At 42.6% G+C, this 25,086-nt stretch carries 26 protein-coding genes; 22 read left to right on the top strand and 4 right to left on the bottom strand.

Annotated features, from left to right (window positions below; genetic code table 11):
* Positions 1-11: 11 nt before the first annotated feature.
* From gyrB to dnaA, 4 genes are read right to left on the bottom strand one after another with little or no spacing between them, the layout of a single operon-like run.
* Positions 12-2,429, bottom strand: a complete 2,418-nt coding sequence (gyrB, locus tag F0226_RS11955) for a DNA topoisomerase (ATP-hydrolyzing) subunit B (RefSeq protein WP_171735847.1) — start codon at positions 2,427-2,429, stop codon at positions 12-14.
* Between the two features lie 17 nt (positions 2,430-2,446).
* On the bottom strand, positions 2,447-3,526 hold the full coding sequence (gene recF / locus F0226_RS11950) for a DNA replication/repair protein RecF (RefSeq protein ID WP_171735846.1): 1,080 nt from the start codon (positions 3,524-3,526) through the stop codon (positions 2,447-2,449).
* Positions 3,527-3,552: 26 nt separating this feature from the next.
* Complete coding sequence (gene dnaN / locus F0226_RS11945; RefSeq protein ID WP_171735845.1) at positions 3,553-4,653, bottom strand: DNA polymerase III subunit beta; 1,101 nt, start codon at positions 4,651-4,653, stop codon at positions 3,553-3,555.
* A gap of 56 nt (positions 4,654-4,709) precedes the next feature.
* Positions 4,710-6,131, bottom strand: coding sequence for a chromosomal replication initiator protein DnaA (gene dnaA / locus F0226_RS11940; protein ID WP_137375432.1), 1,422 nt, complete (start codon positions 6,129-6,131; stop codon positions 4,710-4,712).
* Between the two features lie 310 nt (positions 6,132-6,441).
* Between dnaA and F0226_RS11935 the strand changes: the two genes are divergently transcribed.
* The 22 genes from F0226_RS11935 to F0226_RS11830 all read left to right on the top strand — a co-directional run bounded on the left by F0226_RS11935 (position 6,442) and on the right by F0226_RS11830 (position 25,051).
* Entirely contained in the window at positions 6,442-7,191 is a 750-nt protein-coding gene (locus F0226_RS11935; RefSeq protein ID WP_171735844.1) for an amino acid ABC transporter substrate-binding protein, read from the top strand.
* 101 nt (positions 7,192-7,292) lie between these two features.
* The gene (locus tag F0226_RS11930) at positions 7,293-7,964 is read left to right on the top strand and encodes an amino acid ABC transporter permease (protein ID WP_171735843.1); all 672 of its coding nucleotides are present in this window, start codon (positions 7,293-7,295) and stop codon (positions 7,962-7,964) included.
* Positions 7,961-8,698 carry an amino acid ABC transporter ATP-binding protein gene (locus F0226_RS11925; protein ID WP_171735842.1) on the top strand — a complete coding sequence of 246 codons (738 nt, stop codon included), beginning with the start codon at positions 7,961-7,963 and terminating at the stop codon, positions 8,696-8,698. The genes F0226_RS11930 and F0226_RS11925 overlap by 4 nt, the downstream gene beginning before the upstream one ends.
* A 205-nt stretch (positions 8,699-8,903) precedes the next feature.
* Positions 8,904-9,038 (top strand): 50S ribosomal protein L34, encoded by a 135-nt coding sequence (gene rpmH / locus F0226_RS11920; protein ID WP_004735800.1) that lies wholly within the window; start codon positions 8,904-8,906, stop codon positions 9,036-9,038.
* A gap of 45 nt (positions 9,039-9,083) precedes the next feature.
* Positions 9,084-9,407, top strand: coding sequence for a ribonuclease P protein component (rnpA, locus tag F0226_RS11915; RefSeq protein WP_240701792.1), 324 nt, complete (start codon positions 9,084-9,086; stop codon positions 9,405-9,407).
* On the top strand, positions 9,374-9,628 hold the full coding sequence (yidD, locus tag F0226_RS11910) for a membrane protein insertion efficiency factor YidD (protein ID WP_137375427.1): 255 nt from the start codon (positions 9,374-9,376) through the stop codon (positions 9,626-9,628). Before rnpA ends, yidD begins: the two co-directional genes overlap by 34 nt.
* A 5-nt stretch (positions 9,629-9,633) precedes the next feature.
* On the top strand, positions 9,634-11,253 hold the full coding sequence (gene yidC / locus F0226_RS11905; protein WP_171735841.1) for a membrane protein insertase YidC: 1,620 nt from the start codon (positions 9,634-9,636) through the stop codon (positions 11,251-11,253).
* A 129-nt stretch (positions 11,254-11,382) separates the two neighbouring features.
* Positions 11,383-12,744, top strand: a complete 1,362-nt coding sequence (gene mnmE / locus F0226_RS11900) for a tRNA uridine-5-carboxymethylaminomethyl(34) synthesis GTPase MnmE (protein ID WP_171735840.1) — start codon at positions 11,383-11,385, stop codon at positions 12,742-12,744.
* Positions 12,745-12,795: 51 nt separating this feature from the next.
* Entirely contained in the window at positions 12,796-13,230 is a 435-nt protein-coding gene (gene mioC, locus F0226_RS11895) for an FMN-binding protein MioC (RefSeq protein WP_171735839.1), read from the top strand.
* Positions 13,231-13,711: 481 nt separating this feature from the next.
* Positions 13,712-15,607, top strand: a complete 1,896-nt coding sequence (gene mnmG, locus F0226_RS11890; protein ID WP_171735838.1) for a tRNA uridine-5-carboxymethylaminomethyl(34) synthesis enzyme MnmG — start codon at positions 13,712-13,714, stop codon at positions 15,605-15,607.
* Positions 15,607-16,239 (top strand): 16S rRNA (guanine(527)-N(7))-methyltransferase RsmG, encoded by a 633-nt coding sequence (rsmG, locus tag F0226_RS11885; RefSeq protein WP_171735837.1) that lies wholly within the window; start codon positions 15,607-15,609, stop codon positions 16,237-16,239. Before mnmG ends, rsmG begins: the two co-directional genes overlap by 1 nt.
* A gap of 14 nt (positions 16,240-16,253) precedes the next feature.
* Positions 16,254-17,027, top strand: coding sequence for a ParA family protein (locus tag F0226_RS11880; protein WP_137375421.1), 774 nt, complete (start codon positions 16,254-16,256; stop codon positions 17,025-17,027).
* Between the two features lie 23 nt (positions 17,028-17,050).
* Positions 17,051-17,932 carry a ParB/RepB/Spo0J family partition protein gene (locus tag F0226_RS11875; RefSeq protein WP_171735836.1) on the top strand — a complete coding sequence of 294 codons (882 nt, stop codon included), beginning with the start codon at positions 17,051-17,053 and terminating at the stop codon, positions 17,930-17,932.
* A gap of 189 nt (positions 17,933-18,121) precedes the next feature.
* Positions 18,122-18,511, top strand: coding sequence for a F0F1 ATP synthase subunit I (locus F0226_RS11870; RefSeq protein WP_171735869.1), 390 nt, complete (start codon positions 18,122-18,124; stop codon positions 18,509-18,511).
* Positions 18,512-18,519: 8 nt separating this feature from the next.
* Positions 18,520-19,317 (top strand): F0F1 ATP synthase subunit A, encoded by a 798-nt coding sequence (atpB, locus tag F0226_RS11865; RefSeq protein WP_137375419.1) that lies wholly within the window; start codon positions 18,520-18,522, stop codon positions 19,315-19,317.
* A gap of 49 nt (positions 19,318-19,366) precedes the next feature.
* On the top strand, positions 19,367-19,624 hold the full coding sequence (gene atpE / locus F0226_RS11860) for a F0F1 ATP synthase subunit C (RefSeq protein WP_004735734.1): 258 nt from the start codon (positions 19,367-19,369) through the stop codon (positions 19,622-19,624).
* 58 nt (positions 19,625-19,682) lie between these two features.
* Positions 19,683-20,153 (top strand): F0F1 ATP synthase subunit B, encoded by a 471-nt coding sequence (atpF, locus tag F0226_RS11855; protein ID WP_171735835.1) that lies wholly within the window; start codon positions 19,683-19,685, stop codon positions 20,151-20,153.
* Between the two features lie 15 nt (positions 20,154-20,168).
* A complete protein-coding gene (gene atpH, locus F0226_RS11850) occupies positions 20,169-20,702 on the top strand; it encodes a F0F1 ATP synthase subunit delta (protein WP_171735834.1) in 534 nt (177 codons plus the stop codon).
* 13 nt (positions 20,703-20,715) lie between these two features.
* A complete protein-coding gene (gene atpA / locus F0226_RS11845) occupies positions 20,716-22,257 on the top strand; it encodes a F0F1 ATP synthase subunit alpha (protein ID WP_004735737.1) in 1,542 nt (513 codons plus the stop codon).
* A 48-nt stretch (positions 22,258-22,305) separates the two neighbouring features.
* Positions 22,306-23,172, top strand: coding sequence for a F0F1 ATP synthase subunit gamma (gene atpG, locus F0226_RS11840; RefSeq protein WP_171735833.1), 867 nt, complete (start codon positions 22,306-22,308; stop codon positions 23,170-23,172).
* Positions 23,173-23,206: 34 nt separating this feature from the next.
* Entirely contained in the window at positions 23,207-24,610 is a 1,404-nt protein-coding gene (gene atpD / locus F0226_RS11835) for a F0F1 ATP synthase subunit beta (RefSeq protein ID WP_017077305.1), read from the top strand.
* An 18-nt stretch (positions 24,611-24,628) separates the two neighbouring features.
* Entirely contained in the window at positions 24,629-25,051 is a 423-nt protein-coding gene (locus tag F0226_RS11830; RefSeq protein WP_017107532.1) for a F0F1 ATP synthase subunit epsilon, read from the top strand.
* The last annotated feature ends 35 nt before the right edge of the window (positions 25,052-25,086 follow it).

The raw sequence follows: 25,086 nt of genomic DNA, 5'->3' as shown, positions 1-25,086 counted from the left end.
TTAGATTTGGACTACACATCCAAATTGGCAACTTTCAATGCATTCTCTTCGATGAAGTTACGACGCGGTTCAACTTGGTCACCCATTAGCGTAGTAAACAACAGATCAGCACCAACAGCATCATCAATGGTTACTTGCATCATACGACGAGTTTCAGGATCCATAGTGGTTTCCCAAAGCTGATCTGGGTTCATCTCACCTAGACCTTTGTATCGTTGTAAGCTCAAACCACGACGAGACTCTTTCACTAACCAGTTCAGAGCTTCAACAAAAGTAGAAACGGCTTGCGTTCGTTCGCCACGTTTAATGTAAGCGCCTTCTTCAATTAAACCTTCAAGAGCTTCAGATAGCTCAGCTAGTTTACCTAACTCTTTAGAGTTAATTAGATCAATACTTAGTACGTGTTCATGAGTAACACCATGTGTACGTACTACAATCTTAGGTACGCTTAAACCTAACTCTTCGTGTTTTTCAACTTCTAGAGAATATTGGCTCGCACCCACTTCTTTAGAGTTTAGCTGGTCAACAAGCTGCTTACCCCAAGCTTCAACTACCGCTTCATCATGGCACTGCTCAGCGGTTAAGCGAGGCACATAAATCATTTCGTGAATCAATGCGCGTGGGTAACGACGGCTCATGCGATCAACAAGCTTAATACCAGCATTGTATTGGTGAACAAGCTTCTCTAAGCCTTCACCAGCAAACGCAGGTGCTTCAGGGTTTACATGCAATTCTGCGTTGTCTAAAGCTAAAGATACTTGATACTGGTCCATCGCATCTTCATCTTTGATGTACTGCTCTTGCTTACCCTTTTTCACTTTGTAAAGTGGTGGCTGAGCAATGTAGATGTAGCCGCGTTCAATCAGTTCAGGCATTTGACGGTAGAAGAACGTCAATAGAAGTGTACGGATGTGAGAACCATCGACATCGGCATCGGTCATAATGATGATGTTGTGGTAACGCAGCTTGTCTGGATTGTATTCGTCACGACCAATACCACAACCAAGGGCTGTAATTAGCGTTGCCACTTCTTGAGAAGACAGCATTTTATCGAAACGTGCTTTCTCTACGTTAAGGATTTTACCTTTCAAAGGTAAGATTGCTTGGTTCTTACGGTTACGCCCCTGCTTAGCAGATCCGCCAGCAGAGTCTCCTTCCACAATATATAGTTCAGACAGTGCAGGATCTTTTTCCTGACAGTCAGCTAATTTACCTGGAAGACCCGCTAAATCTAATGCGCCTTTACGACGAGTCATCTCACGAGCTTTACGCGCTGCATCACGAGCACGTGCTGCATCGATAATTTTCGAACAAACGATTTTCGCTTCACCTGGGTTCTCAATTAGGAACTCAGACAGCTTCTCACCCATTGTAGACTCAACTGCAGACTTCACTTCTGAAGAAACCAGCTTGTCTTTGGTTTGGCTTGAGAATTTAGGATCTGGCACTTTCACCGAAACAATCGCAGTCAAACCTTCACGAGCATCATCACCTGATGTTGAAGTCTTCGCTTTCTTAGAGAAGCCTTCTTTATCCATGAAGCTGTTCAATGTACGCGTTAGTGCACCACGGAAACCAGCTAAGTGAGCACCACCATCACGCTGAGGGATGTTGTTGGTGAAACAATAAATATTTTCTTGGTAACCGTCATTCCATTGCATCGCAACTTCAACGGTAATACCGTCTTCACGCTCATGATCAAAATGGAATATTTTCTGGATGATCGGTGTTTTGTTGGTGTTCAAGTGCTCAACAAACGCTTGGATACCGCCTTCATATTCGAAGTGATCCATTTTATCTTCTTCGCGCTCATCAATTAGCTTGATTGACACACCAGAGTTCAAGAATGACAGCTCGCGCAGACGCTTAGCTAAAATATCGTAATGGAACTCAATGTTAGTGAAGGTTTCTTCACTTGGCCAGAAACGAATCTCTGTACCTGTTTTATCCGTGTCACCCACAACAGCTAGTGGCGCCTGAGGCTCACCGTGGCTGTATGTTTGGGTGTGGGTTTTTCCACCGCGGTGGATAGTAAGAGTAACTTGCTTAGATAATGCGTTTACTACTGAAACACCAACACCGTGCAGACCACCAGAAACTTTGTACGAGTTATCATCGAACTTACCACCAGCGTGAAGAACCGTCATGATTACTTCTGCTGCTGATACTTTTTCTTCTGGGTGCAATTCAGTTGGAATACCACGACCATCATCGCGTACTGACACAGAGCTATCTTCATGGATGGTTACAATGATGTCATTACAGTGACCAGCAAGTGCTTCATCAATAGAGTTATCTACCACCTCAAAAACCATGTGGTGCAGACCGGTACCATCATCCGTGTCGCCAATGTACATTCCTGGACGCTTACGTACCGCATCCAGACCCTTCAGTACTTTAATACTCGATGAATCGTAATTATCTGACATAGTTACTCTCTGACTAATTATCCTTGCTCTATTTTGCCATGTTCCACATGAAACATCCTGCTATTTTCTTCATGCATATCTGCAATCTGATCAGCGGTAATAGAGCTTACAAAAACTTGAGCCCCCGTCTTTTTAAAGCAATCCGCTAAACGGGCGCGACGTTGGCTATCTAATTCGGAAGCGAAGTCATCTATCAAATAGATGCACTGCTTACCTGTCATTTCCGTTAGGTGCTGACCTTGCGCGACACGCAATGCACACACCATTAACTTCAATTGACCTCGTGAAAGTACATCTTCAACAGGTGTACCATTCACTTTAATCTTTAGATCTGCTTTATTTGGTCCACTAAAGGTGTAACCAAGGTGCTGATCTCTTTCAAAATTCTTTTCTAATATTTCAGCATAGGGTGTGTCTTTATCCCAGCCGCGATAGTAGTTCATCTGAATATCGTATTCAGGCAAAAAGGTCGCACAAATTTCTTGAGCGATATTCTTCAGTTGCTCGATGTAATCTGATCGCCACTGGCTAATATTTTCAGCTAAACGTGCTAGCTCTTGATCCCAGTAGCTAAGCTCTCGGTAGTCGGTCGCCGTTTTCAATAACGCATTACGTTGTTTGTTTAAGCGCTTTACTCTACCCCACGCTTCGTAAAAAGCAGGTTCACTATGGAAAACGCCCCAATCAATATAAGCACGGCGGTTTTTCGGACCGTCGGTTAGTAAATCAAACCCTTCGGTATGAATCAATTGCAAAGGTAATACTTGAGCCAATTGAGCAAGTTTTTGCCCAGATTGACCGCTTATTTTAACCTCTGTCGTACCATCACGCTGCTTATTAATACCTATTGGTAGCTCAAATTGATCCGATGTCATAAAACGACCATGTACGAACAACTCGCTACAGTCATTTTGAATGATGCGTCCAGTTAAAGAACTCTTAAAAGACCGACCATGTCCGAGCAAATAAATAGCTTCAAGGACACTGGTTTTTCCGCTTCCGTTAGGGCCTATAAGAAAGTTAAAGCCTGATGACAGTTCAATGTCACAGGCTTCAATATTTCTAAACTGTTTTACGATTAAGCGCGATAACGGCATGAAATCATCATATATTGACTAAACCTTTACAGACGAATCGGCATAACAACATACATTGCACTGCTGTCTTGAGCATTCTCGATCAGTGCGCTGGCATTGGCATCTGACATCGAAATACGCACCTGTTCACAACGCAATGTATTCAAAACATCCAATACATAACTTACGTTAAAACCAATCTCTAGCGAATCGCCATCAAAGCTTACATCCAGCACTTCTTCGGCTTCTTCTTGCTCTGGGTTATTCGCTGTAATACGCATTTCACTATCAACTAAGTTAACACGCACACCACGGAACTTCTCATTTGAAAGAATAGCTGCACGAGAAAAGGCTGAACGCAGTTCGTCACAGCTTGCTTCAAGTGTTTTAGTGGTATTTTGAGGCATTACTCGACGATAATCAGGGAAACGACCATCAACAAGCTTAGAAGTGAATACGTAATTGTTAACTTCGGCACGCAGGTTTGAAGAGCCAATTTGCAAAGTCACTGGCTGTTCTGGTGAATCGAGTAATTTCACTAACTCTTGCACACCTTTACGCGGCACGATGATCTGCTTTTGAGCAAAGTCAGCACCTAATGCAGCTTGAGATACTGCCATTCGGTGACCATCGGTTGCTACACTGCGTAAAATTGAACCTTCAATTTCAAACAACATACCATTTAGGTAATAACGCACGTCTTGGTTTGCCATTGAGAATTGAGTCTTCTCTATCAAACCTTTAAGTTCAGCTTGAGTAACCGACACTTCAACTTCGCTTTGCCAATCTTCAATATTTGGGAAATCAGCAGCTGGTAGCGTCGCTAAAGAGAAGCGGCTACGGCCAGAGCGAACTTGAATGCGATCGCCTTCTAACACAACAGTAATAATTGAGTTATCCGGAAGCCCGCGGCAAATATCTAAAAACTTACGAGATGGAACAGTAATATTACCCGCTTCAAAATCCCCTTCAAGAGTGACACGGCTTACCAGTTCAACTTCAAGATCCGTCGCTGTCATCGACAATACATTGTCTTCTACTTTAATCAGTAGATTCCCTAAGATAGGGAGCGTTGGTCTGCCGCCTAATGCGCCTGATACTTGCTGAAGTGGCTTAATTAAGTGACTACGTTCAATGGTAAATTTCATATCTAACTCTTAACGGTATAAATAATTCGGTCTTAGGGTGGTAAGAATACTTCGAATTAAGAAGAAAGGGTACGAATCAAATTCGAATAGTCTTCTTTAATGTCGTGGCTCTCTTCGCGTAACTGAGCAATCTTACGACAAGCGTGCAATACCGTTGTATGGTCGCGGCCACCAAATGCATCGCCAATCTCAGGCAAACTATGGTTAGTCAGCTCTTTGGCGAGTGCCATCGCTAATTGACGAGGACGAGCAACAGAACGTGAACGACGCTTAGACAATAAGTCCGCGACTTTGATTTTGTAGTATTCCGCGACAGTCTTTTGAATATTATCAATGGTGACCAGCTTTTCTTGCAGAGCAAGTAAGTCACGCAGAGCTTCACGAACAAAATCAATAGTAATAGGACGACCAGTAAAATTCGCATTCGCAATAACACGGTTCAATGCGCCTTCAAGCTCACGAACATTCGATCGCAGACGTTTAGCAATAAAGAATGCCACTTCATCCGCAAGATGAATTTGGTGGTCTTCTGCTTTTTTCATCAAGATCGCAACACGCGTTTCTAGTTCAGGCGGTTCAATCGCAACTGTTAGACCCCAACCAAAACGAGATTTCAAACGATCTTCAACACCATTGATCTCTTTCGGGTAACGGTCAGAAGTCAGGATGATCTGTTGGTTGCCTTCTAATAACGCGTTAAACGTATGGAAGAATTCTTCTTGAGATCGTTCTTTATTCGCAAAAAATTGAATGTCATCAATAAGTAATGCATCAACACTGCGGTAGTAACGTTTAAATTCTTCAATCGCGTTATTTTGAAGTGCTTTCACCATATCTTGAACAAAACGTTCAGAGTGCATGTAAACCACTTTAGCGTTCGGTTTATTATCGACAATGGCGTTACCCACCGCATGCAACAAGTGCGTTTTACCTAGACCGGTTCCACCATATAAAAACAACGGGTTATAAGCCGTTCCGGGGTTATCTGAAACCTGACGAGCCGCCGCCAAACCCAATTGGTTTGATTTACCTTCAACAAAGTTGTTGAACTTGTGTTTTGGGTTCACGTTTGAACGGTGGTTTAAATCAACCGCCACAGGCTCTTCATCACGCCATATATTGTGAACAGGCTTACGAGCCTGTAACTGGGCAGGTGCAGATGACTCAGCAGCCACATCTGCAGCCGTTCGAGCGCGAGTTGGGGTTGCTGGTGCAGGCGTCGGTGCAATAACACGTTTACTGCCAATCTCAAAATGGAGATGTGGAATGTCATTACCACAATATTCTTGTAGTAAACGGTTAATGCTATTTAGGTACTTATCGCGTACCCAATCCAGTACAAAACGGTTTGGAGCAAATAGAGTTAGAGTATTGTCATTGAGTTCCGCTTGTAACGGACGTACCCACATACTGAATTCTGTAGCTGGTAACTCTTCTTGAAGCTGTTGCAGGCATTGCAACCAAAGCGAAGACGACACGATGCACTCACTCTATTTAAGTTATCTGAAATGACTGGCAATTTTACCTGTTGATAAAACAGATCACCAGCAATTGATCACAGTTCCAGTGAATAAGATCGAAGTTATTCACAATATTTAAGGGGAATTCCCGTGGATCCACACATCTTGCCCTTACTTTACTCACATAAGGATCCACTTATGCTCAGATCTTTGCTAGTTATCCCCAAATATCGAATAGCATCTAGTTATGGTTAATAACATCTGGTTATTTATTCTATTGAGCATTTTCCCAGTAACATCCTGCTCTATAAATATAAGGAGTTACCAAATGAAAAACTGGATTAAAGCTGCAATTGCAGTAATCGCACTTTCTGCTGCAACAGTTCAAGCTGCTACCGAGGTTAAAGTTGGTATGTCAGGTCGTTATTTTCCATTCACTTTCGTAAAGCAAGACCAACTACAAGGCTTTGAAGTTGATTTGTGGGATGAGATTGGTAAACGTAATGACTATAACGTGGAATACGTAACAGCAAACTTCTCTGGTTTATTTGGTTTACTTGAAACAGGTCGTATCGATACGATTTCAAACCAAATCACCATTACTGAAGCGCGCACGGCAAAATACCTGTTTGCTGACCCATATGTGGTCGATGGTGCACAAATTACAGTACGTAAAGGTAATGACAGTATTCAAGGTATTGAAGACCTTTATGGTAAAACAGTTGCGGTTAACCTAGGTTCTAACTTTGAACAACTGGTTCGTAGCTATGATAAAGAAGGCAAGATCAACGTAAAAACTTATGATACAGGTATCGAGCATGATGTGGCTTTAGGTCGTTCTGACGCGTTTGTTATGGATCGCCTTTCAGCTCTCGAGCTAATTAAGAAAACGGGTCTACCTTTACAACTAGCGGGTCAACCTTTTGAAACCATCGAAAATGCTTGGCCATTCGTCAACAACGACAATGGTAAGAAACTACAAGCTGAAGTAAACCAAGCACTAGCAGCAATGCGTGAAGACGGCACACTAGCGACTATTTCTACAAAATGGTTTGGTGCGGATATTACTAAGAAGTAATTACTCACTTATCTAGTTAAAGCCCACTGCTTATAGTTTGCGGTGGGTTTTTGCGTTTTTACTTCTAGCTATTTATACAAAATAACAATAAGAGAGCCGTTATGGGTTTTGATTTCAATTACATGTTGGAGCTATTGCCAATACTTCTTAAGTATTTAGGTACCACCATGGAGATGGCAGTGTGGGGGCTATTCTTCTCCCTAATTCTTTCACTGATCCTAGCCAATATTCGTGTCTTTAAAATTCCGGTATTGGATCAGCTAAGCCAGCTCTACATCAGCTTCTTTCGTGGCACACCACTCTTAGTACAATTGTTTTTGCTTTATTATGGGTTGCCGCAAGTATTTCCAATTCTCGTAGGGTTAGATGCTTTTAGTGCCGCAGTGATCGGCCTAACCTTGCATTTTGCTGCTTATATGGCTGAAAGTATTCGTGCCGCGATTATTGGTGTTGATCGCAGCCAAATGGAGGCAAGCCTATCTGTTGGGATGACAACCCCACAAGCAATGATACGTATTATTCTTCCACAGGCGGCTCGTGTTGCCCTACCTTCATTGATGAATTATTTCATCGATATGATTAAGTCGACTTCCCTCGCCTTTACTTTAGGTGTTGCTGAAATTATGGCAAAAGCTCAAATGGAAGCATCATCAAGTTTCCGTTTTTTCGAGGCTTTTTTAGCTGTAGCACTAATTTATTGGGGAGTAGTTGTCATACTTACTCGTGTTCAAATATGGGCAGAAGCCAAGCTCAATAAGGCATATGTACGATGATAAAATTAAAAAATATCCACAAGCAGTTTGGTGACACCGAAGTTCTTAAAGGGATCGACCTAGAAATACGCCAAGGTGAGATAGTTGTCGTCATAGGTTCAAGTGGTACTGGTAAATCGACATTGCTACGTTGTGTGAACTTTTTAGAGCAAGCAAACCAAGGTTCGATCTCTATCGACGACATTACTGTTGATACTCAAAAGCACACAAAATCAGAAGTGCTAGCTTTACGCCGTAAAACAGGTTTCGTTTTTCAGAACTACGCACTATTTGCACACCAAACAGCCAAGCAAAACATAGCTGAAGGTTTGATTACCGTTCGCGGATGGAAAAAAGCACAAGCTCATGAAAAAGCACAACAAATCCTAGATGATATTGGTCTAGGAGATAAAGCAGACAGCTACCCCGCTGCGTTATCTGGTGGTCAACAACAGCGAGTTGGAATCGGTCGAGCAATGGCTCTTCAACCCGAGCTTTTACTGTTTGATGAGCCCACATCAGCCCTTGATCCTGAATGGGTTGGTGAAGTACTTAACTTAATGAAAAAGCTCGCCAATCAGCACCAGACGATGCTGGTGGTCACTCATGAGATGCAGTTTGCTAAAGAAGTCGCTGATAAAGTGATCTTCATGGCAGACGGACATATTGTTGAGCAGGGATCTCCACAGGATATATTTGGTAATCCACAGGATCCAAAATTAAAAAAATTCTTAAATAAGGTCGGGATCGAGTAAGGATCCTTGTGATTTAACTCATAGTACGTATAATCCCCCGACCGGAATTTTAGTTAAGCCAATCATTGACACTTTTTGTGACAGTGATTACAATTCCGCCTCTTTGTTGAGAGGCGTCGGTTTTCCTTTCTTATATAAGAAGAGAAAAAATGCCCACGCCGGGTTTAACAAAAACCTAAAACTACTGATCAGTAAGGTAATTACAATGAAACGCACTTTTCAACCTACAGTTCTAAAGCGTAAGCGTACACACGGTTTCCGTGCTCGCATGGCTACTAAGAACGGTCGCGCAACAATCAATGCACGTCGTGCAAAAGGCCGTAAGCGTCTTTCTAAGTAATCTTTGATTATTTTGAATAAGCTAGCCTTCGGTCGGGAGTTACGCTTGTTAACTCCCGAGCATTATCAAACCGTTTTCAAGCAAGCTCATAGAGCCGGCTCCCCTCATTTCACCATCATTGCTCGTAATAACTCTCTTTCTCATCCTCGTCTTGGATTAGCTGTTCCGAAAAAGCAGATTAAAACTGCTGTAGGTCGTAATAAATTTAAACGTCTTACGCGTGAAAGCTTTCGTAACAATCAACATCAGCTTCCTAACAAAGATTTTGTTGTAATAGCCAAGAAAAGTGCGCAAGATTTAAGCAATGAAGAAATGTTTAAGCTCTTAGATAAATTATGGCTTCGCCTGTCTCGCCCTTCGCGTGGATAGCGCTAATACCCATCTATTTTTATAGATGGTTTATTAGTCCACTCATCGGCCCACGCTGCCGATTTACTCCAACCTGCTCTTTATATGCGATAGAAGCGTTGAAAGCTCACGGTTTTGTAAAAGGGTGTTGGTTATCAGGCAAACGTCTATTAAAATGCCATCCTTTGAACGAAGGGGGCTTTGACCCCGTTCCACCAGTCCAAAAACAAGACAGAGATTAATAACGATGGATTCTCAACGTAATATCCTGTTAATCGCGCTGGCATTGGTTTCTTTCCTACTTTTCCAACAATGGAACGTAGCTCAGAACCCAGCACCTCAAGCGGTTGAGCAGGCACAATCTAGCAGTACTTTACCTGCACCATCTTTTGCTGATGATTTAGACCCAGCTCCGGGTCAAATGGCTTCTGCAAAAACAATCACAGTAATAACTGATGTTCTGACTCTGTCAATTGATACGGTTGGTGGTGATGTCGTTACAGCAAACTTGAATGACTACTCTGCAGAATTTGATTCTGAAGATACTTTTGTTCTTCTTAAGAATGAACCTGGTCACCAGTTTATCGCTCAAAGTGGTTTAGTTGGTCCTCAAGGTATAGACTTAAGCAGCACAAACCGTCCAAGCTACACGGTTTCAGCTGAAGAATTTACACTTGCTGATGGTCAAGATGAACTACGCATCCCAATGACTTATCAGGCAAATGGTCTTGATTACACGAAAACATTTATCCTAAAGCGTGGCAGCTACGCAATGGATGTTGAATATGATGTCGTGAATAATTCAGGCAATAACGCAACATTTGGTATGTACGCGCACCTACGTCAAAACGTAATGGATGACGGCGGTAGCCTAACAATGCCAACTTACCGTGGTGGTGCTTACTCTACGGAAGATACGCGTTACAAAAAATACAGCTTCGACGACATGCAAGATCGCAACCTGTCTCTTAACCTAGCAAATGGTCAAGGTTGGGCAGCGATGATTCAGCACTACTTTGCAAGTGCATGGATCCCGCGCGACGAAGCTGGCAGCAACGTTTACACTCGTGTAATTGGTAACCTTGGCGACATCGGTGTTCGCATGCCGAACAAAACCATCGCAACGGGCGACCAAGCAAGCTTCAAAGCAACGCTTTGGGTTGGTCCTAAACTTCAAGACCAAATGGCTGCAGTTGCACCGAACCTAGACCTAGTAGTTGACTACGGTTGGTTATGGTTCATTGCTAAACCACTTCACACCCTGCTTTCGTTCATTCAAGGCATCGTTGTGAACTGGGGTCTGGCAATCATCTGTCTAACGTTCATCGTTCGTGGTGCTATGTACCCGCTAACAAAAGCTCAGTACACGTCTATGGCGAAAATGCGTATGCTTCAGCCTAAGCTGACTGCAATGCGTGAGCGTATTGGCGATGATCGCCAACGCATGAGTCAAGAAATGATGGAGCTTTATAAGAAAGAAAAAGTAAACCCACTAGGTGGCTGTTTACCTATTCTTCTGCAAATGCCTATCTTCATTTCGCTTTACTGGGCACTAATGGAGTCAGTTGAACTGCGTCACTCACCGTTCTTCGGTTGGATAACTGACCTTTCAGCACAAGACCCGTACTACATCTTGCCACTTCTAATGGGTGCTTCAATGTTCCTAATTCAGAAGATGAGCCCGACAACAGTAACGGATCCAATGCAGCAGAAGATCATGACCTTTATGCCGGTTATGTTTACTTTCTTCTTCTTGTTCTTCCCTTCAGGTCTGGTTCTATACTGGTTAGTATCGAACATTGTAACTCTGATTCAGCAAACTCTAATCTACCGAGCGCTGGAAAAGAAAGGCTTACACTCTAAGTAAGACTGACTTGATAAAGACATAAAGAAAGGCGACCAAAAGGTCGCCTTTTTGTTTTGGGCTGATTACAATTCAGCTAATTGAATTAAATGTTGAATAGCAAAACGCTCCAACTTCTTAGCAGGCACAACTATGACTACAGATACGATTGTTGCTCAAGCTACCGCGCCAGGACGTGGTGGTGTCGGTATTATCCGAGTATCAGGACCTAAAGCCGCACAAGTTGCTTTAGAAGTAACAGGCAAAACTTTGAAGCCTCGTTACGCTGAATATCTTCCGTTTAAATCCCATGATGGTATTGAGTTAGACCAAGGCATTGCCTTGTACTTCCCTAACCCACATTCTTTTACTGGTGAAGATGTCTTAGAGCTTCAAGGACACGGTGGTCCTGTCGTTATGGACATGCTTATCAAGCGCATTCTGACCATTGCCGACGTTCGTGCTGCACGCCCAGGAGAGTTCTCTGAACGTGCATTTTTAAACGACAAGATGGATTTAACTCAAGCAGAAGCTATTGCAGATCTAATCGATGCCAGTTCAGAAGAAGCCGCAAAGTCAGCATTACAATCACTGCAAGGTGAGTTTTCAAAACGTATCAATACCTTAGTTGAATCTCTTATCTACCTTCGTATCTACGTTGAAGCCGCTATAGATTTCCCTGAAGAAGAAATTGATTTCTTAGCCGATGGCAAAGTAAGTGCCGACTTACAAACCATCATTGATAATTTGGATGCCGTTAAGCGCGAAGCAAACCAAGGCTCTATCATGCGTGAAGGCATGAAAGTCGTTATTGCCGGTCGTCCGAATGCGGGTAAATCAAGTTTATTGAATAGCTTATCGGGCAAAGACTCTGCGATTGTGACCGATATAGCCGGCACAACCCGCGATGTACTGCGTGAACATATCCATATTGAAGGCATGCCACTGCATATTATTGATACTGCGGGTCTGCGTGAAGCTTCCGATGAAGTAGAAAAAATTGGCATAGAGCGAGCTTGGGAAGAAATAGAACAAGCTGATCGCGTTTTATTTATGGTTGATGGCACCACAACCGATGCTACCGACCCTAAAGATATTTGGCCTGATTTTGTTGATCGTTTACCAAATAACATAGGTATGACGGTGATCCGCAATAAAGCGGATCAAACCGGTGAAGACCTGGGGATCTGCCACGTAAATGATCCAACCCTAATTCGTTTATCCGCAAAAACCGGAGAAGGTGTTGATGCTCTGCGTAACCACTTAAAAGATTGCATGGGCTTTGCTGGTGGTAATGAAGGAGGCTTCATGGCACGTAGACGACACCTAGATGCCTTAGACCGCGCTTCTCATCATCTTGATATTGGGCAGCAGCAATTAGAAGGTTACATGGCTGGAGAAATCTTGGCTGAAGAGCTGAGAATCACTCAGCAGCACCTAAATGAGATAACCGGAGAGTTCAGTTCAGACGATCTACTTGGTCGTATCTTTTCTTCTTTCTGTATCGGTAAATAGCATTTGGGAGATGGCTAACATCACAGCCATCTCCTCTAAAAGGGAACTTATATGATTCAAATAATAACTGGTAGCACTCTTGGCGGAGCAGAGTATGTAGGTGATCACCTCTGTGAACTTCTTGAAGACCAAGGACACCAAGTTACAATTCACAACCAGCCGGACTTTAATCAAATAGCAGCTGAAGGCTCTTGGATAATAGTAACTTCAACTCATGGTGCAGGTGAATTTCCAGATAATATCAAACCTTTTATTCAAGCTATAAAAGATACAAATTATGATTTATCCGCAATAAAGTTTGCTGTTATTGCGCTTGGTGATTCGAGTTACGATACCTTTTGCTCTGCAGGCAAAGAAGCATTTACGCTAATGGAAAAGATGAAAGCTCAACCACTCACACCATGTTTCACTATTGATGTACTTGAAGTACCAGTACCTGAAGATGCTGCAGAAGAGTGGTTAAATAGCTGTATTAATCAGTTCTAAGTGTGAATCACGAACAAAAGAGTGGCTGAACGCCACTTTTTTTATATCTAAAAATCACTTTGTGCATAACTTTTTCTTAAAAAATTCTACCAATTTCCTTTATTTCTTCATTTCTCCTGTGGATAAATACATACTTAATCGGTGATTAACCTATAGTTATCCAAATAATAACTTTCTTGTTATTTAGCCCTTGTGTATAAGTAGCCATTTTGATCCCAGGAAATCCTCATCCTGATCAAAGTTAGATCACATCATTTGATCTAAAAAAGATCCATGATCTTGTTGATCATTTTCTAGTTATCCACAGAAGTGGTCGATCCTAATAATAGATCTAATAAAAGATCTCTATAAAGATCTTATATATATTAATTAAAAAAGAGCCTGTTTAAAAAATTCAAAAACGTTTTCTCAAGCCATGAAAACAGGTAGAATACTGCTCCTTTTCACTCTCCAGAATCATTTGAATACCTGAGGTCGGTCCATGCTTTATCATGAAAAATTTGACGTCATCGTTGTCGGCGGTGGCCATGCAGGAACGGAAGCCGCACTCGCATCTGCACGTACTGGTCAAAGTACGTTATTACTCACTCATAACATCGATACCTTGGGTCAAATGTCTTGTAACCCAGCGATTGGTGGTATTGGCAAAGGTCACTTAGTCAAAGAAGTGGATGCGATGGGTGGTTTAATGGCACAAGCCATCGATCATTCTGGTATTCAATTCAGAACGTTAAATGCATCAAAAGGTCCAGCAGTGCGTGCGACACGTGCTCAAGCTGATCGTGCTTTGTACAAAGCGTTTGTTCGAAATGTTCTAGAAAACACACCAAACTTAACTTTATTTCAGCAGTCAGTGGATGACTTGATCGTAGAACAGGATCAAGTTGTTGGTGTGGTTACTCAGATGGGGCTTAAGTTCCATGCGAAAGCCGTTGTGCTAACCGTGGGTACATTCCTTGGTGGTAAGATCCACATTGGAATGGAAAGTTCTTCTGGAGGGCGAGCTGGTGATCCACCATCGATCGCACTAGCAAACCGTTTACGTGATCTTCCATTTAGAGTTGATCGCTTGAAAACAGGCACACCGCCAAGAATTGATGCGCGCAGTGTCGACTTCTCTGAACTAGAAGTTCAGCATGGTGATAATCCAACACCTGTTTTTTCATTCATGGGTAATCGAGCTCAACAGCCAAAGCAGATTCCGTGTTTTATTACGCATACCAATGAAAATACGCATGATGTTATTCGTGCAAATCTAGATAGAAGCCCAATGTATGCGGGTGTTATTGAAGGTATTGGTCCTCGCTATTGCCCTTCAATTGAAGACAAAGTGATGCGCTTTTCTGATAAAAATAGCCATCAAATCTTTATTGAACCTGAAGGTTTAACGACTCACGAGTTATATCCAAATGGGATTTCGACCAGCTTACCTTTTGATGTTCAAGTTCAAATTGTCCGTTCAATGAAAGGTTTTGAAAATGCTCATATCGTGCGTCCGGGTTATGCGATTGAATATGATTTCTTTGATCCTCGAGATTTAAAACAGACGTACGAAACTAAATTTATTCAAGGTTTGTTCTTCGCGGGACAAATTAATGGCACGACAGGCTACGAAGAAGCAGCTGCGCAAGGCTTGATGGCAGGCTTAAACGCGAGTTTATTCACACAAGGCAAAGAAGGCTGGAGCCCACGTCGTGATCAAGCGTACATGGGCGTACTCATTGATGACCTATCAACAATGGGCACTAAAGAACCTTACCGCATGTTTACATCTCGTGCTGAATACCGTTTATTACTTCGAGAAGACAACGCCGATATACGTTTGACTGAAAAATCACGTGAACTAGGGCTGGTTGATGATGCTCGCTGGGCTCGTTTTAACGATAAAGTTGAGAACATAGAAAAAGAGCGCCAACGCCTTAAAGAAACTTGGGTGAACCCAAAATCTGAAGGTATTGAGTCACTTAATGAATTGCTAAAAACACCAATGGTTCGTGAAGCAAGTGGTGAAGATCTTTTACGTCGTCCGGAATTAAACTATGCCTTGTTAACGTCTTTGGATCTTTTTGGTCCAGCCTTGGATGATCAACAAGCGGCAGAGCAGGTTGAAACACAAGTTAAATACGAAGGTTATATTCAGCGTCAGCAAGATGAAATTGAAAAATCTCTTCGTCACGAAAACACGAAGTTACCGGCTGATTTAGACTATAGCCAAATTAAAGGTTTATCTAACGAAGTTGTTTTGAAGCTATCAACTTCAAAACCTGAGTCTATTGGTATCGCTTCTCGAATTTCAGGTATCACACCTGCAGCGGTATCCATTTTATTGGTTTACCTAAAAAAACAAGGCTTATTAAAAAAAGGTGAGGACGCATAATGTCGTTATTACGAGAAAAACTTGATCACCTACTTAGCCAAACAGACTTAGAAGTCTCAGATAAACAACGTGACCAGCTTGTTGGGTACGTTGAGTTGCTGAACAAGTGGAATAAAGCGTATAACTTAACGTCAGTTCGTGATCCTATGGATATGTTAACTAAGCATATCCTTGATAGTGTTATTGTTAGTACTCACTTGCAAGGTAAGCGCTTTATCGATGTGGGTACTGGACCTGGATTACCAGGTATCCCTCTTTCGATTATGAATCCCGACTGTGAATTTTTCTTACTCGATAGCTTAGGCAAGCGTATTCGCTTTATTAAGCAAGTTACGCATGAACTAGGCATCCAAAATGTGACACCTGTTCAAAGCCGAGTTGAAGAGTTTCAACCAGAAGAAAAGTTTGATGGTGTTCTAAGTCGTGCATTTGCTTCAATGACAGATATGGTGGAATGGTGTCATCATTTACCTAAAGAGCAGTCTGGTGTATTTTTAGCTCTTAAAGGACAACATCCAAGAGATGAAATCGACCTGTTACCTGAATGGTGCTCTGTGGTTGATATTAAAGTTTTGGATGTCCCGGAGCTGGAAGGCGACCGTCACTTAGTAACTTTATCGCGTCAGGGATAATCAGCGAGGCCATAGTGGGTAAAATTGTAGCAGTTGCCAATCAAAAGGGCGGTGTAGGGAAAACAACGACTTGTGTTAATTTAGCAGCATCAATGGCTGCAACAAAACGCAAAGTACTGGTTGTTGATCTCGATCCTCAAGGTAATGCCACTATGGCAAGTGGAGTCGATAAATATCAAGTCGAAGCAACAGCTTATGATTTGTTAGTCGAAGATACTCCATTTGATGAAGTGGTATGTCGTAGCCCGTCAGGAAACTATGATTTAATTGCGGCAAATGGAGATGTCACCGCAGCAGAAATAAAGCTGATGGAAGTGTTTGCCCGTGAAGTACGTTTAAAAAATGCGCTAGCATCAGTTCGCGATAACTATGATTTCATCTTTATTGATTGCCCTCCTTCTTTAAACCTCCTTACAATCAATGCAATGGCTGCAGCTGACTCTGTGTTGGTTCCAATGCAATGTGAGTACTTTGCATTGGAGGGTTTAACAGCTTTGATGGATACAATTAGTAAGCTGGCAGCGGTTGTAAACGAGAACCTTAAGATCGAAGGCTTACTTCGAACTATGTATGATCCTCGTAACCGCTTATCAAATGAAGTATCCGATCAATTAAAGAAACATTTCGGTAGTAAAGTATATCGAACTGTTATCCCAAGGAATGTACGTTTAGCTGAAGCCCCAAGTCATGGCAAACCAGCAATGTATTACGATAAGTATTCTGCTGGAGCTAAAGCCTATCTTGCTTTAGCTGGAGAGATGCTTCGTCGTGAAGAAGTTCCTGTATAAATCCAACCAAAGGAATTCGCTCAATGTCTAAGCGTGGTTTAGGAAAAGGGTTAGATGCATTACTTGCAACTAGCTCATTAGCTCGTGAAAAACAGCTGGTAGCATCACATAGCCAAGCATTATCTGCCGATGGTGAACTGATTGAGCTTTCCGTGAATAGTTTAAAACCTGGTGTTTATCAACCTCGCAAAGATATCGCTCCAGAAGCTCTAGAAGAGCTGGCGGCATCGATTCAGTCACAAGGTATTATTCAACCGATTATCGTTCGTCCTATCTCACAAGACCATTTTGAGATTATTGCTGGTGAACGTCGCTGGCGTGCTGCTCGCCAAGCGGGTTTAAAACAAGTGCCTTGTTTAATTAAAAAGGTTCAAGACAAAGCCGCAATCGCGATGGCTTTGATTGAGAATATTCAGCGTGAAGATTTAAATGTTATTGAAGAAGCTCAAGCATTAGAGCGTCTACAAAATGAATTTGAGCTCACGCATCAACAAGTTGCAGAAGTTATTGGTAAGTCTAGAACGACAGTGAGTAACTTATTACGTCTAAATCAGCTTGAAAACGAAGTAAAAGGTTTAGTTTCGAATAAACAGCTTGAAATGGGGCATGCTCGTGCATTGTTAGCTTTGGAAGGTAATAAGCAAGTTGAAATTGCCAATACTGTAGCTGATAAGAAACTGACGGTTCGCCAAACAGAGTCTCTTGTTAAAAACTGTTTAAAACCAGAAGTTGAAGAAAAAACTAAGCCTGAAGACCAAGAAGCTCTAGCTATTTCGCAAAGATTAGCTGAAAAATTGCAAGCAAACGTTTCAATTGTTCGAAATAACTTAGGGAAATCAAAGGTTACGATTACTCTTGATGAGCCTCACAAATTAGAGCAATTGATTGCCAAGCTAGAGCACTAAATGAGATAATTGATTTAGGTCAATTGTGTTACAAACAAGGCCTTTTGTTTAAAAGTTGTCGGTTTGTATACAAAAATGTAAAAAAATGATGCATTTTAATTGCATTCAATCTGACTGACCGTATAATTTTCGCCAATTTCTCTACACACTTTTAAGCAAGTGTTAGTGGGCTTAAAAGAGGAAGAATACATGGTAGCGGCGTTAGCAAGACCAGGACGAGTGCTTGCAAAGCAAATGTTATTGATCGAGCTTAGCGCGGTTATATTAGTGGCAGTAGGGTTAGGTATAACGGTTAATCCTGATTGGGGTTTTGCCTCATTGATCGGTGGCGGCATTTTTGTCATTGCCAATGTGGTGTTTTGTGTTTGTGCTTTTCTATTTTGCGGAGCTCGTGCAACTAAGTTAGTTGCTGCGTCCTTTTATGCAGGTGAAGTATTAAAAATCCTAATCACAGTTTTACTATTCTCTATTGTCTACATGTATATGCAGGTGGAACTCGTTCCCCTCAAACTGACCTATTTACTGGCTCTCGGGATTAATATCTTTGCGCCAGTGCTTTTCATTAACAATAAAAAATAGGATGAGTTATGGCTGCGCCAACAGCATCCGGATACATTGAACACCATTTACAAAACCTTTCTTTAGCTAAGTTTGGTCTTGTAGAGGAAACAAGTTTCTGGAACGTACATATAGACAGCCTGTTCTTTTCTGTACTAACTGGTGCGATTTTCCTTTGGGTTTTTCGTTCAGTTGCAAAGAAAGCAACAGTAGGTGTTCCTGGTAAGCTCCAGTGTTTTGTTGAAATGGTAGTTGAATTCGTTGGTGACAACGTTAAAGAAACTTTCCATGGTCGCAATCCTCTGATCGCTCCACTAGCACTGACTATATTCTGCTGGATTATCATAATGAACTTGATGGACTTAGTGCCAATCGATTTCTTACCATATCCTGCAGAGCATTGGCTAGGTATCCCTTACCTTAAAGTGGTTCCTACTGCTGATGTGAATATAACCATGGCAATGGCTTTAGGTGTTTTTGCTCTGATGATCTACTACAGCATCAAAGTAAAAGGCTTAGGCGGATTTGCTAAAGAATTGGCACTGCATCCATTTAATCACCCAATCATGATTCCATTTAACTTGGTACTTGAGGTAATTTCGTTATTAGCGAAGCCACTATCTCTAGGTATGCGTTTATTTGGTAATATGTTTGCGGGTGAGGTGGTGTTTATTCTTATCGCGGCAATGCTACCGTGGTACTTACAATGGGTAGGTGCACTACCTTGGGCTATCTTCCATATCTTGGTTATTTTGATTCAAGCATTTGTTTTCATGATGTTGACAATTGTTTACTTATCAATGGCCCATGAAGATAGTGATCACTAAAATTTTTTAAAGCTTTATTCTAACTATTAATGTTAATCGGAGAACGTAAATGGAAACTGTACTAAGTTTTTCAGCAATCGCTGTTGCTATCATTGTTGGTCTTTGTGCCGTAGGTACTGCAATTGGTTTTGCTATTCTTGGTGGTAAATTCCTAGAAGGCGCTGCGCGTCAACCTGAAATGGCTCCAATGCTACAAGTTAAGATGTTCATCATCGCTGGTCTACTGGATGCTGTTCCAATGATCGGTATCGTAATCGCACTACTATTCACGTTTGCTAACCCATTTGTAAGTCAGCTAGCAGGCTAATTAACTCTTAATAGTTAATTAAATTTTTGTAGTTGATTCTTAACGAGGAGTAGCTGTTGTGAATATGAACGCAACTCTGTTAGGTCAAGCAATTGCTTTTTCGCTGTTTGTTTGGTTCTGCATGAAATATGTATGGCCACCAATCATGGAAGCAATTGAAGAACGTCAGAAGAAAATTGCTGATGGTCTTGTAGCCGCTGAGCGCGCTGCGAAAGACTTGAACCTGGCACAAGCCAACGCTTCCGAGCAAATGAAGGAAGCGAAGCGCACTGCAACTGAGGTTATTGAACAGGCAAATAAACGTAAAGCTCAAATTATTGATGAAGCTCGCGAAGAAGCTCAGGCAGAACGCCAGAAAATCTTAGCGCAAGCGGCAGCAGAACTTGAAGCTGAGCGTACACGTGCCCGTGATGACCTGCGCAAACAAGTCGCAACTCTGGCTATAGCTGGTGCTGAGAAAATCCTTGAACGTACTATCGATAAAGATGTACACGATGATCTTCTTAACAACATTACTGCAAAACTTTAAAGCAAGGGGCTGTATATGTCTGATTTGACTACAATCGCACGCCCCTATGCTAAAGCAGCGTTTGACTTTGCGGTAGATAAAGGTGAGCTAGACCAATGGGGTCAAATGCTTACTTTTGCTGCCGAAGTGGCACAAAACGATGATGTTCACAATTTATTAAGCGGTTCTATGACTGCTGAAAAATTAGCTGAAGTATTCATTGTAATTTGTGGCGAACAATTTGATGAATTCGGTCAGAACTTGATTAAAGTGATGGCAGAGAATGGCCGTTTAATGGCTTTTCCTGATGTATGCAAACAGTTCTTATTGCTTAAACAAGAGCATGAGAAAGAAATCGACGTTGAAGTTACTTCAGCCGTTGAGCTTTCAAAAGAGCAACACGCAGAAATCAGCAGCAAATTGGAACAGCGCTTAGCGCGCAAAGTTCAGCTGAATTGCAGTATAGATGAGACTCTACTTAGTGGAGTTATTATTCGAGCCGGAGACCTAGTCATCGATAACTCAGCGCGCAGTCGTTTAGACCGCCTGAGCGATGCATTGCAGTCTTAATGGGGATTGGAGCATGCAACTTAATTCCACTGAAATTAGCGATCTAATTAAACAACGTATTGAATCTTTCGACGTTGTTAGTGAAGCTCGCAATGAAGGTACTATCGTTTCTGTAAGCGATGGCATCCTTAGCATCCACGGCCTAGCGGACGTGATGCAAGGTGAAATGATCGAACTACCGGGTGGCCGTTACGCTCTAGCACTAAACTTGAACCGTGATTCGGTTGGTGCTGTTGTAATGGGCCCGTATGCTGACCTACAGGAAGGCATGAAAGTTACAGGTACTGGTCGTATTCTTGAAGTACCAGTAGGTCCTGAAATGCTTGGTCGTGTTGTAAACACGCTAGGTGAGCCAATTGATGGTAAAGGTCCAATCGAAGCAAAACTGACTTCGCCTGTAGAAATTATCGCACCAGGTGTAATCGATCGTAAATCGGTTGATCAACCTGTTCAAACTGGTTACAAGTCTGTTGACTCAATGATCCCTATCGGTCGTGGTCAACGTGAACTAGTAATCGGAGACCGTCAGACTGGTAAAACAGCAATGGCGATCGATGCGATTATTAACCAGAAAGACTCTGGTATTTTCTCTATCTACGTAGCTATCGGCCAAAAAGCGTCGACTATTGCTAACGTAGTTCGCAAATTAGAAGAGCACGGCGCACTGGCTAACACTGTTGTTGTTGTTGCATCTGCTTCTGAATCTGCAGCGCTGCAATACCTTGCACCGTATGCTGGTTGTGCGATGGGTGAATACTTCCGTGATCGCGGTGAAGATGCACTGATTGTTTATGATGACCTATCTAAGCAAGCGGTAGCTTACCGTCAAATTTCACTACTACTTAAGCGTCCACCTGGCCGTGAAGCGTTCCCTGGTGATGTTTTCTACCTTCACTCTCGTCTACTAGAGCGTGCTGCTCGTGTAAGCGAAGCATACGTAGAAAAATTCACTAACGGTGAAGTGACAGGCAAGACTGGTTCTTTAACTGCTCTACCTATCATCGAAACGCAAGCTGGTGACGTATCTGCATTCGTACCAACGAACGTAATCTCGATTACTGATGGTCAGATCTTCCTACAAACTGAACTATTCAACGCGGGCGTACGTCCAGCCGTTGACCCAGGTATCTCAGTTTCTCGTGTAGGTGGTTCGGCGCAGACTAAAATCATCAAGAAGCTATCTGGCGGTATTCGTACTGCTCTAGCTCAATACCGTGAACTTGCAGCATTTGCACAGTTCTCATCGGATCTTGATGAAGCGACCAAAAAGCAACTAGACCACGGTCAAAAAGTTACAGAACTAATGAAGCAGAAACAATATGCTCCTATGTCTGTATTTGACCAAGCTCTAGTAATCTTCGCTGCAGAGCGTGGATACCTTCAAGACGTTGAACTTTCTAAAGTTCTAGATTTTGAAGCAGCTTTACTGTCGTTTGCTCGTGGTCAATACGCTGATCTAGCAACACAGATCGACGCAACGGGTGCTTTCAACAAAGAAATCGAAGCTGAGCTGAAGAAGCTTGTTGACGATTTCAAGGCAACCCAGACCTGGTAATTGGTAGGTGGTCTTAGGGCCACCTCATACCATTAACGGAGAGTAACGATGGCCGGCGCAAAAGAGATACGTAATAAAATCGGTAGTGTTAAAAGCACACAGAAGATTACGAAAGCAATGGAAATGGTAGCAGCTTCAAAAATGCGTCGTTCTCAAGACGCAATGGAAGCTACTCGTCCATATGCAGAAACAATGCGTAAAGTGATCGGTCATTTGGCTAATGGTAGCCTCGAGTATAAGCATCCTTATCTTGAGGAACGTGAAGCCAAACGTGTTGGTTACATCATCGTTTCTACAGACCGTGGTCTTTGTGGTGGTTTGAACATTAACTTGTTCAAGAAAGCTATGAATGACATGAAAGATTGGTCTGAGAAAGGTGCTGATGTAGAGCTTGCAATTGTAGGTTCTAAAGCAACAGCATTTTTCAATAACAGCGGCGCGAAAGTAGCAGCTCAAGTTTCTGGTCTGGGCGATCGTCCAAGCCTTGAAGACTTGATTGGCTCTGTTAGCGTTATGCTGAAGAAATATGATGAAGGCGAATTAGATCGCCTGTTCGTAGTGTTTAACAAGTTTGAAAACACTATGGTTCAAGAACCAACGATCGATCAATTACTTCCTTTGCCTAAATCAGATAGCGAAGAAATGAAACGCAGTCATGCTTGGGACTACATTTATGAGCCTGAGCCAAAGCCACTACTAGATGCACTATTAGTTCGATACGTCGAATCTCAAGTCTATCAAGGTGTGGTAGAGAATCTTGCTTGTGAGCAAGCGGCTCGAATGATTGCAATGAAATCAGCAACAGATAATGCTGGTGACATTATTGATGACTTAGAACTTGTGTATAACAAAGCCCGTCAATCGGCGATTACACAAGAACTTTCTGAGATCGTTTCAGGCGCAGCTGCGGTTTAAGCTTAGGTAAAACTAAATAGTTAGAGGATTAACGATGGCTACAGGTAAGATCGTACAGATCATTGGTGCGGTAGTCGACGTAGAGTTCCCACAGGGCGAAGTACCTCGTGTATACGATGCTCTGAATGTTAATGAAGTGACAGAACGTCTAGTTCTTGAAGTTCAGCAACAACTTGGCGGTGGCGTAGTACGCGCAATCGTAATGGGTAGCTCTGATGGTTTACGTCGTGGTTTGACAGTTGAAAATACTGGCGCTCCAATCTCGGTACCAGTAGGTACTAAGACACTTGGTCGTATCATGAACGTCCTAGGTGACGCAATTGATGAGTGTGGTGAAATCGGTGCTGAAGAGCATTATGCAATTCACCGCGAAGCTCCAAGCTACGAAGAGCAGTCTAACGAGACTTCTCTTCTAGAAACTGGTGTTAAAGTAATCGACTTGATTTGTCCATTCGCTAAGGGTGGTAAAATCGGTCTATTCGGTGGTGCTGGTGTAGGTAAGACCGTTAACATGATGGAACTTATCAACAACATCGCACTTCAACACTCAGGTCTATCTGTATTTGCAGGTGTAGGTGAGCGTACTCGTGAAGGTAACGACTTCTACTTTGAGATGCAGGAAGCAGGTGTTGTAAACATCGAAAACCCTGAAGAATCAAAAGTAGCAATGGTTTACGGTCAGATGAACGAGCCACCAGGTAACCGTCTACGTGTTGCACTGACTGGTCTAACAATGGCTGAACGTTTCCGTGACGAAGGTCGTGACGTTCTACTGTTCGTTGATAACATCTACCGTTACACACTAGCAGGTACTGAAGTATCAGCACTTCTAGGTCGTATGCCTTCTGCGGTAGGTTACCAACCTACACTAGCTGAAGAAATGGGTGTTCTACAAGAGCGTATCACGTCAACTAAAGCTGGTTCTATCACGTCTGTACAGGCGGTATATGTACCTGCGGATGACTTGACTGACCCGTCTCCAGCAACAACGTTCGCTCACTTAGATGCAACGGTAGTACTTAACCGTAATATCGCATCTATGGGTCTATACCCAGCGATCGACCCGCTAGATTCTACTTCACGTCAACTGGATCCATTGGTAGTTGGACAAGAACACTACGACATCGCTCGTGGCGTTCAGTCTACACTTCAGCGCTATAAAGAGCTGAAAGATATCATTGCTATCCTAGGTATGGATGAGCTATCTGAAGAAGATAAGCAAGTCGTATCTCGTGCTCGTAAGATTGAGAAGTTCCTAACTCAGCCTTACCACGTAGCGGAAGTATTTACAGGTGACCCAGGTGTTTACGTACCTCTTAAAGAGACTCTACGTGGCTTCCAAGGTCTTCTATCTGGTGAATACGATGACATTCCAGAGCAAGCGTTCATGTACTGTGGTGCAATTGACGAAGCTATTGAGAATGCTAAGAAGCTATAAGGCTAACTAGGAGGCGATATGGCAGCAATAACCTTTCACCTAGACGTTGTAAGCGCAGAGAAACAACTTTTCTCTGGTCTTGTTGAAACGTTTCAGGTGACCGGTAGTGAGGGTGAGCTTGGTATTTTCCATGGTCACACTCCACTGCTGACCGCTATCAAGCCTGGTATGGTGCGTATTGTTAAGCAGCACGGCCACGAAGAAATCATTTATGTTTCTGGTGGTATGGTAGAAGTTCAGCCTGGTACAGCGACTGTACTGGCTGATACAGCTATCCGTGGTGAAGAACTAGACGCAGCAAAGGCGGAAGAAGCTAAACGCAAGGCTGTGGAGAATATCCAAAATCAGCATGGCGATATAGACTTCGCACAAGCGGCCGGTGAACTGGCTAAAGCCATTGCTCAGTTACGAGTTATCGAACTGACAAAACAGCGTCGTTAATCTTTTATAAGATTATAGACTCTGAGATAAAGGCG

It is taken from the genome of Vibrio sp. 99-70-13A1 (assembly GCF_013114625.1).
Lineage (GTDB): Bacteria > Pseudomonadota > Gammaproteobacteria > Enterobacterales > Vibrionaceae > Vibrio.
Note: the sequence above shows the minus strand (reverse complement) of the source record. Positions and strands in the feature narration are given on the sequence as shown.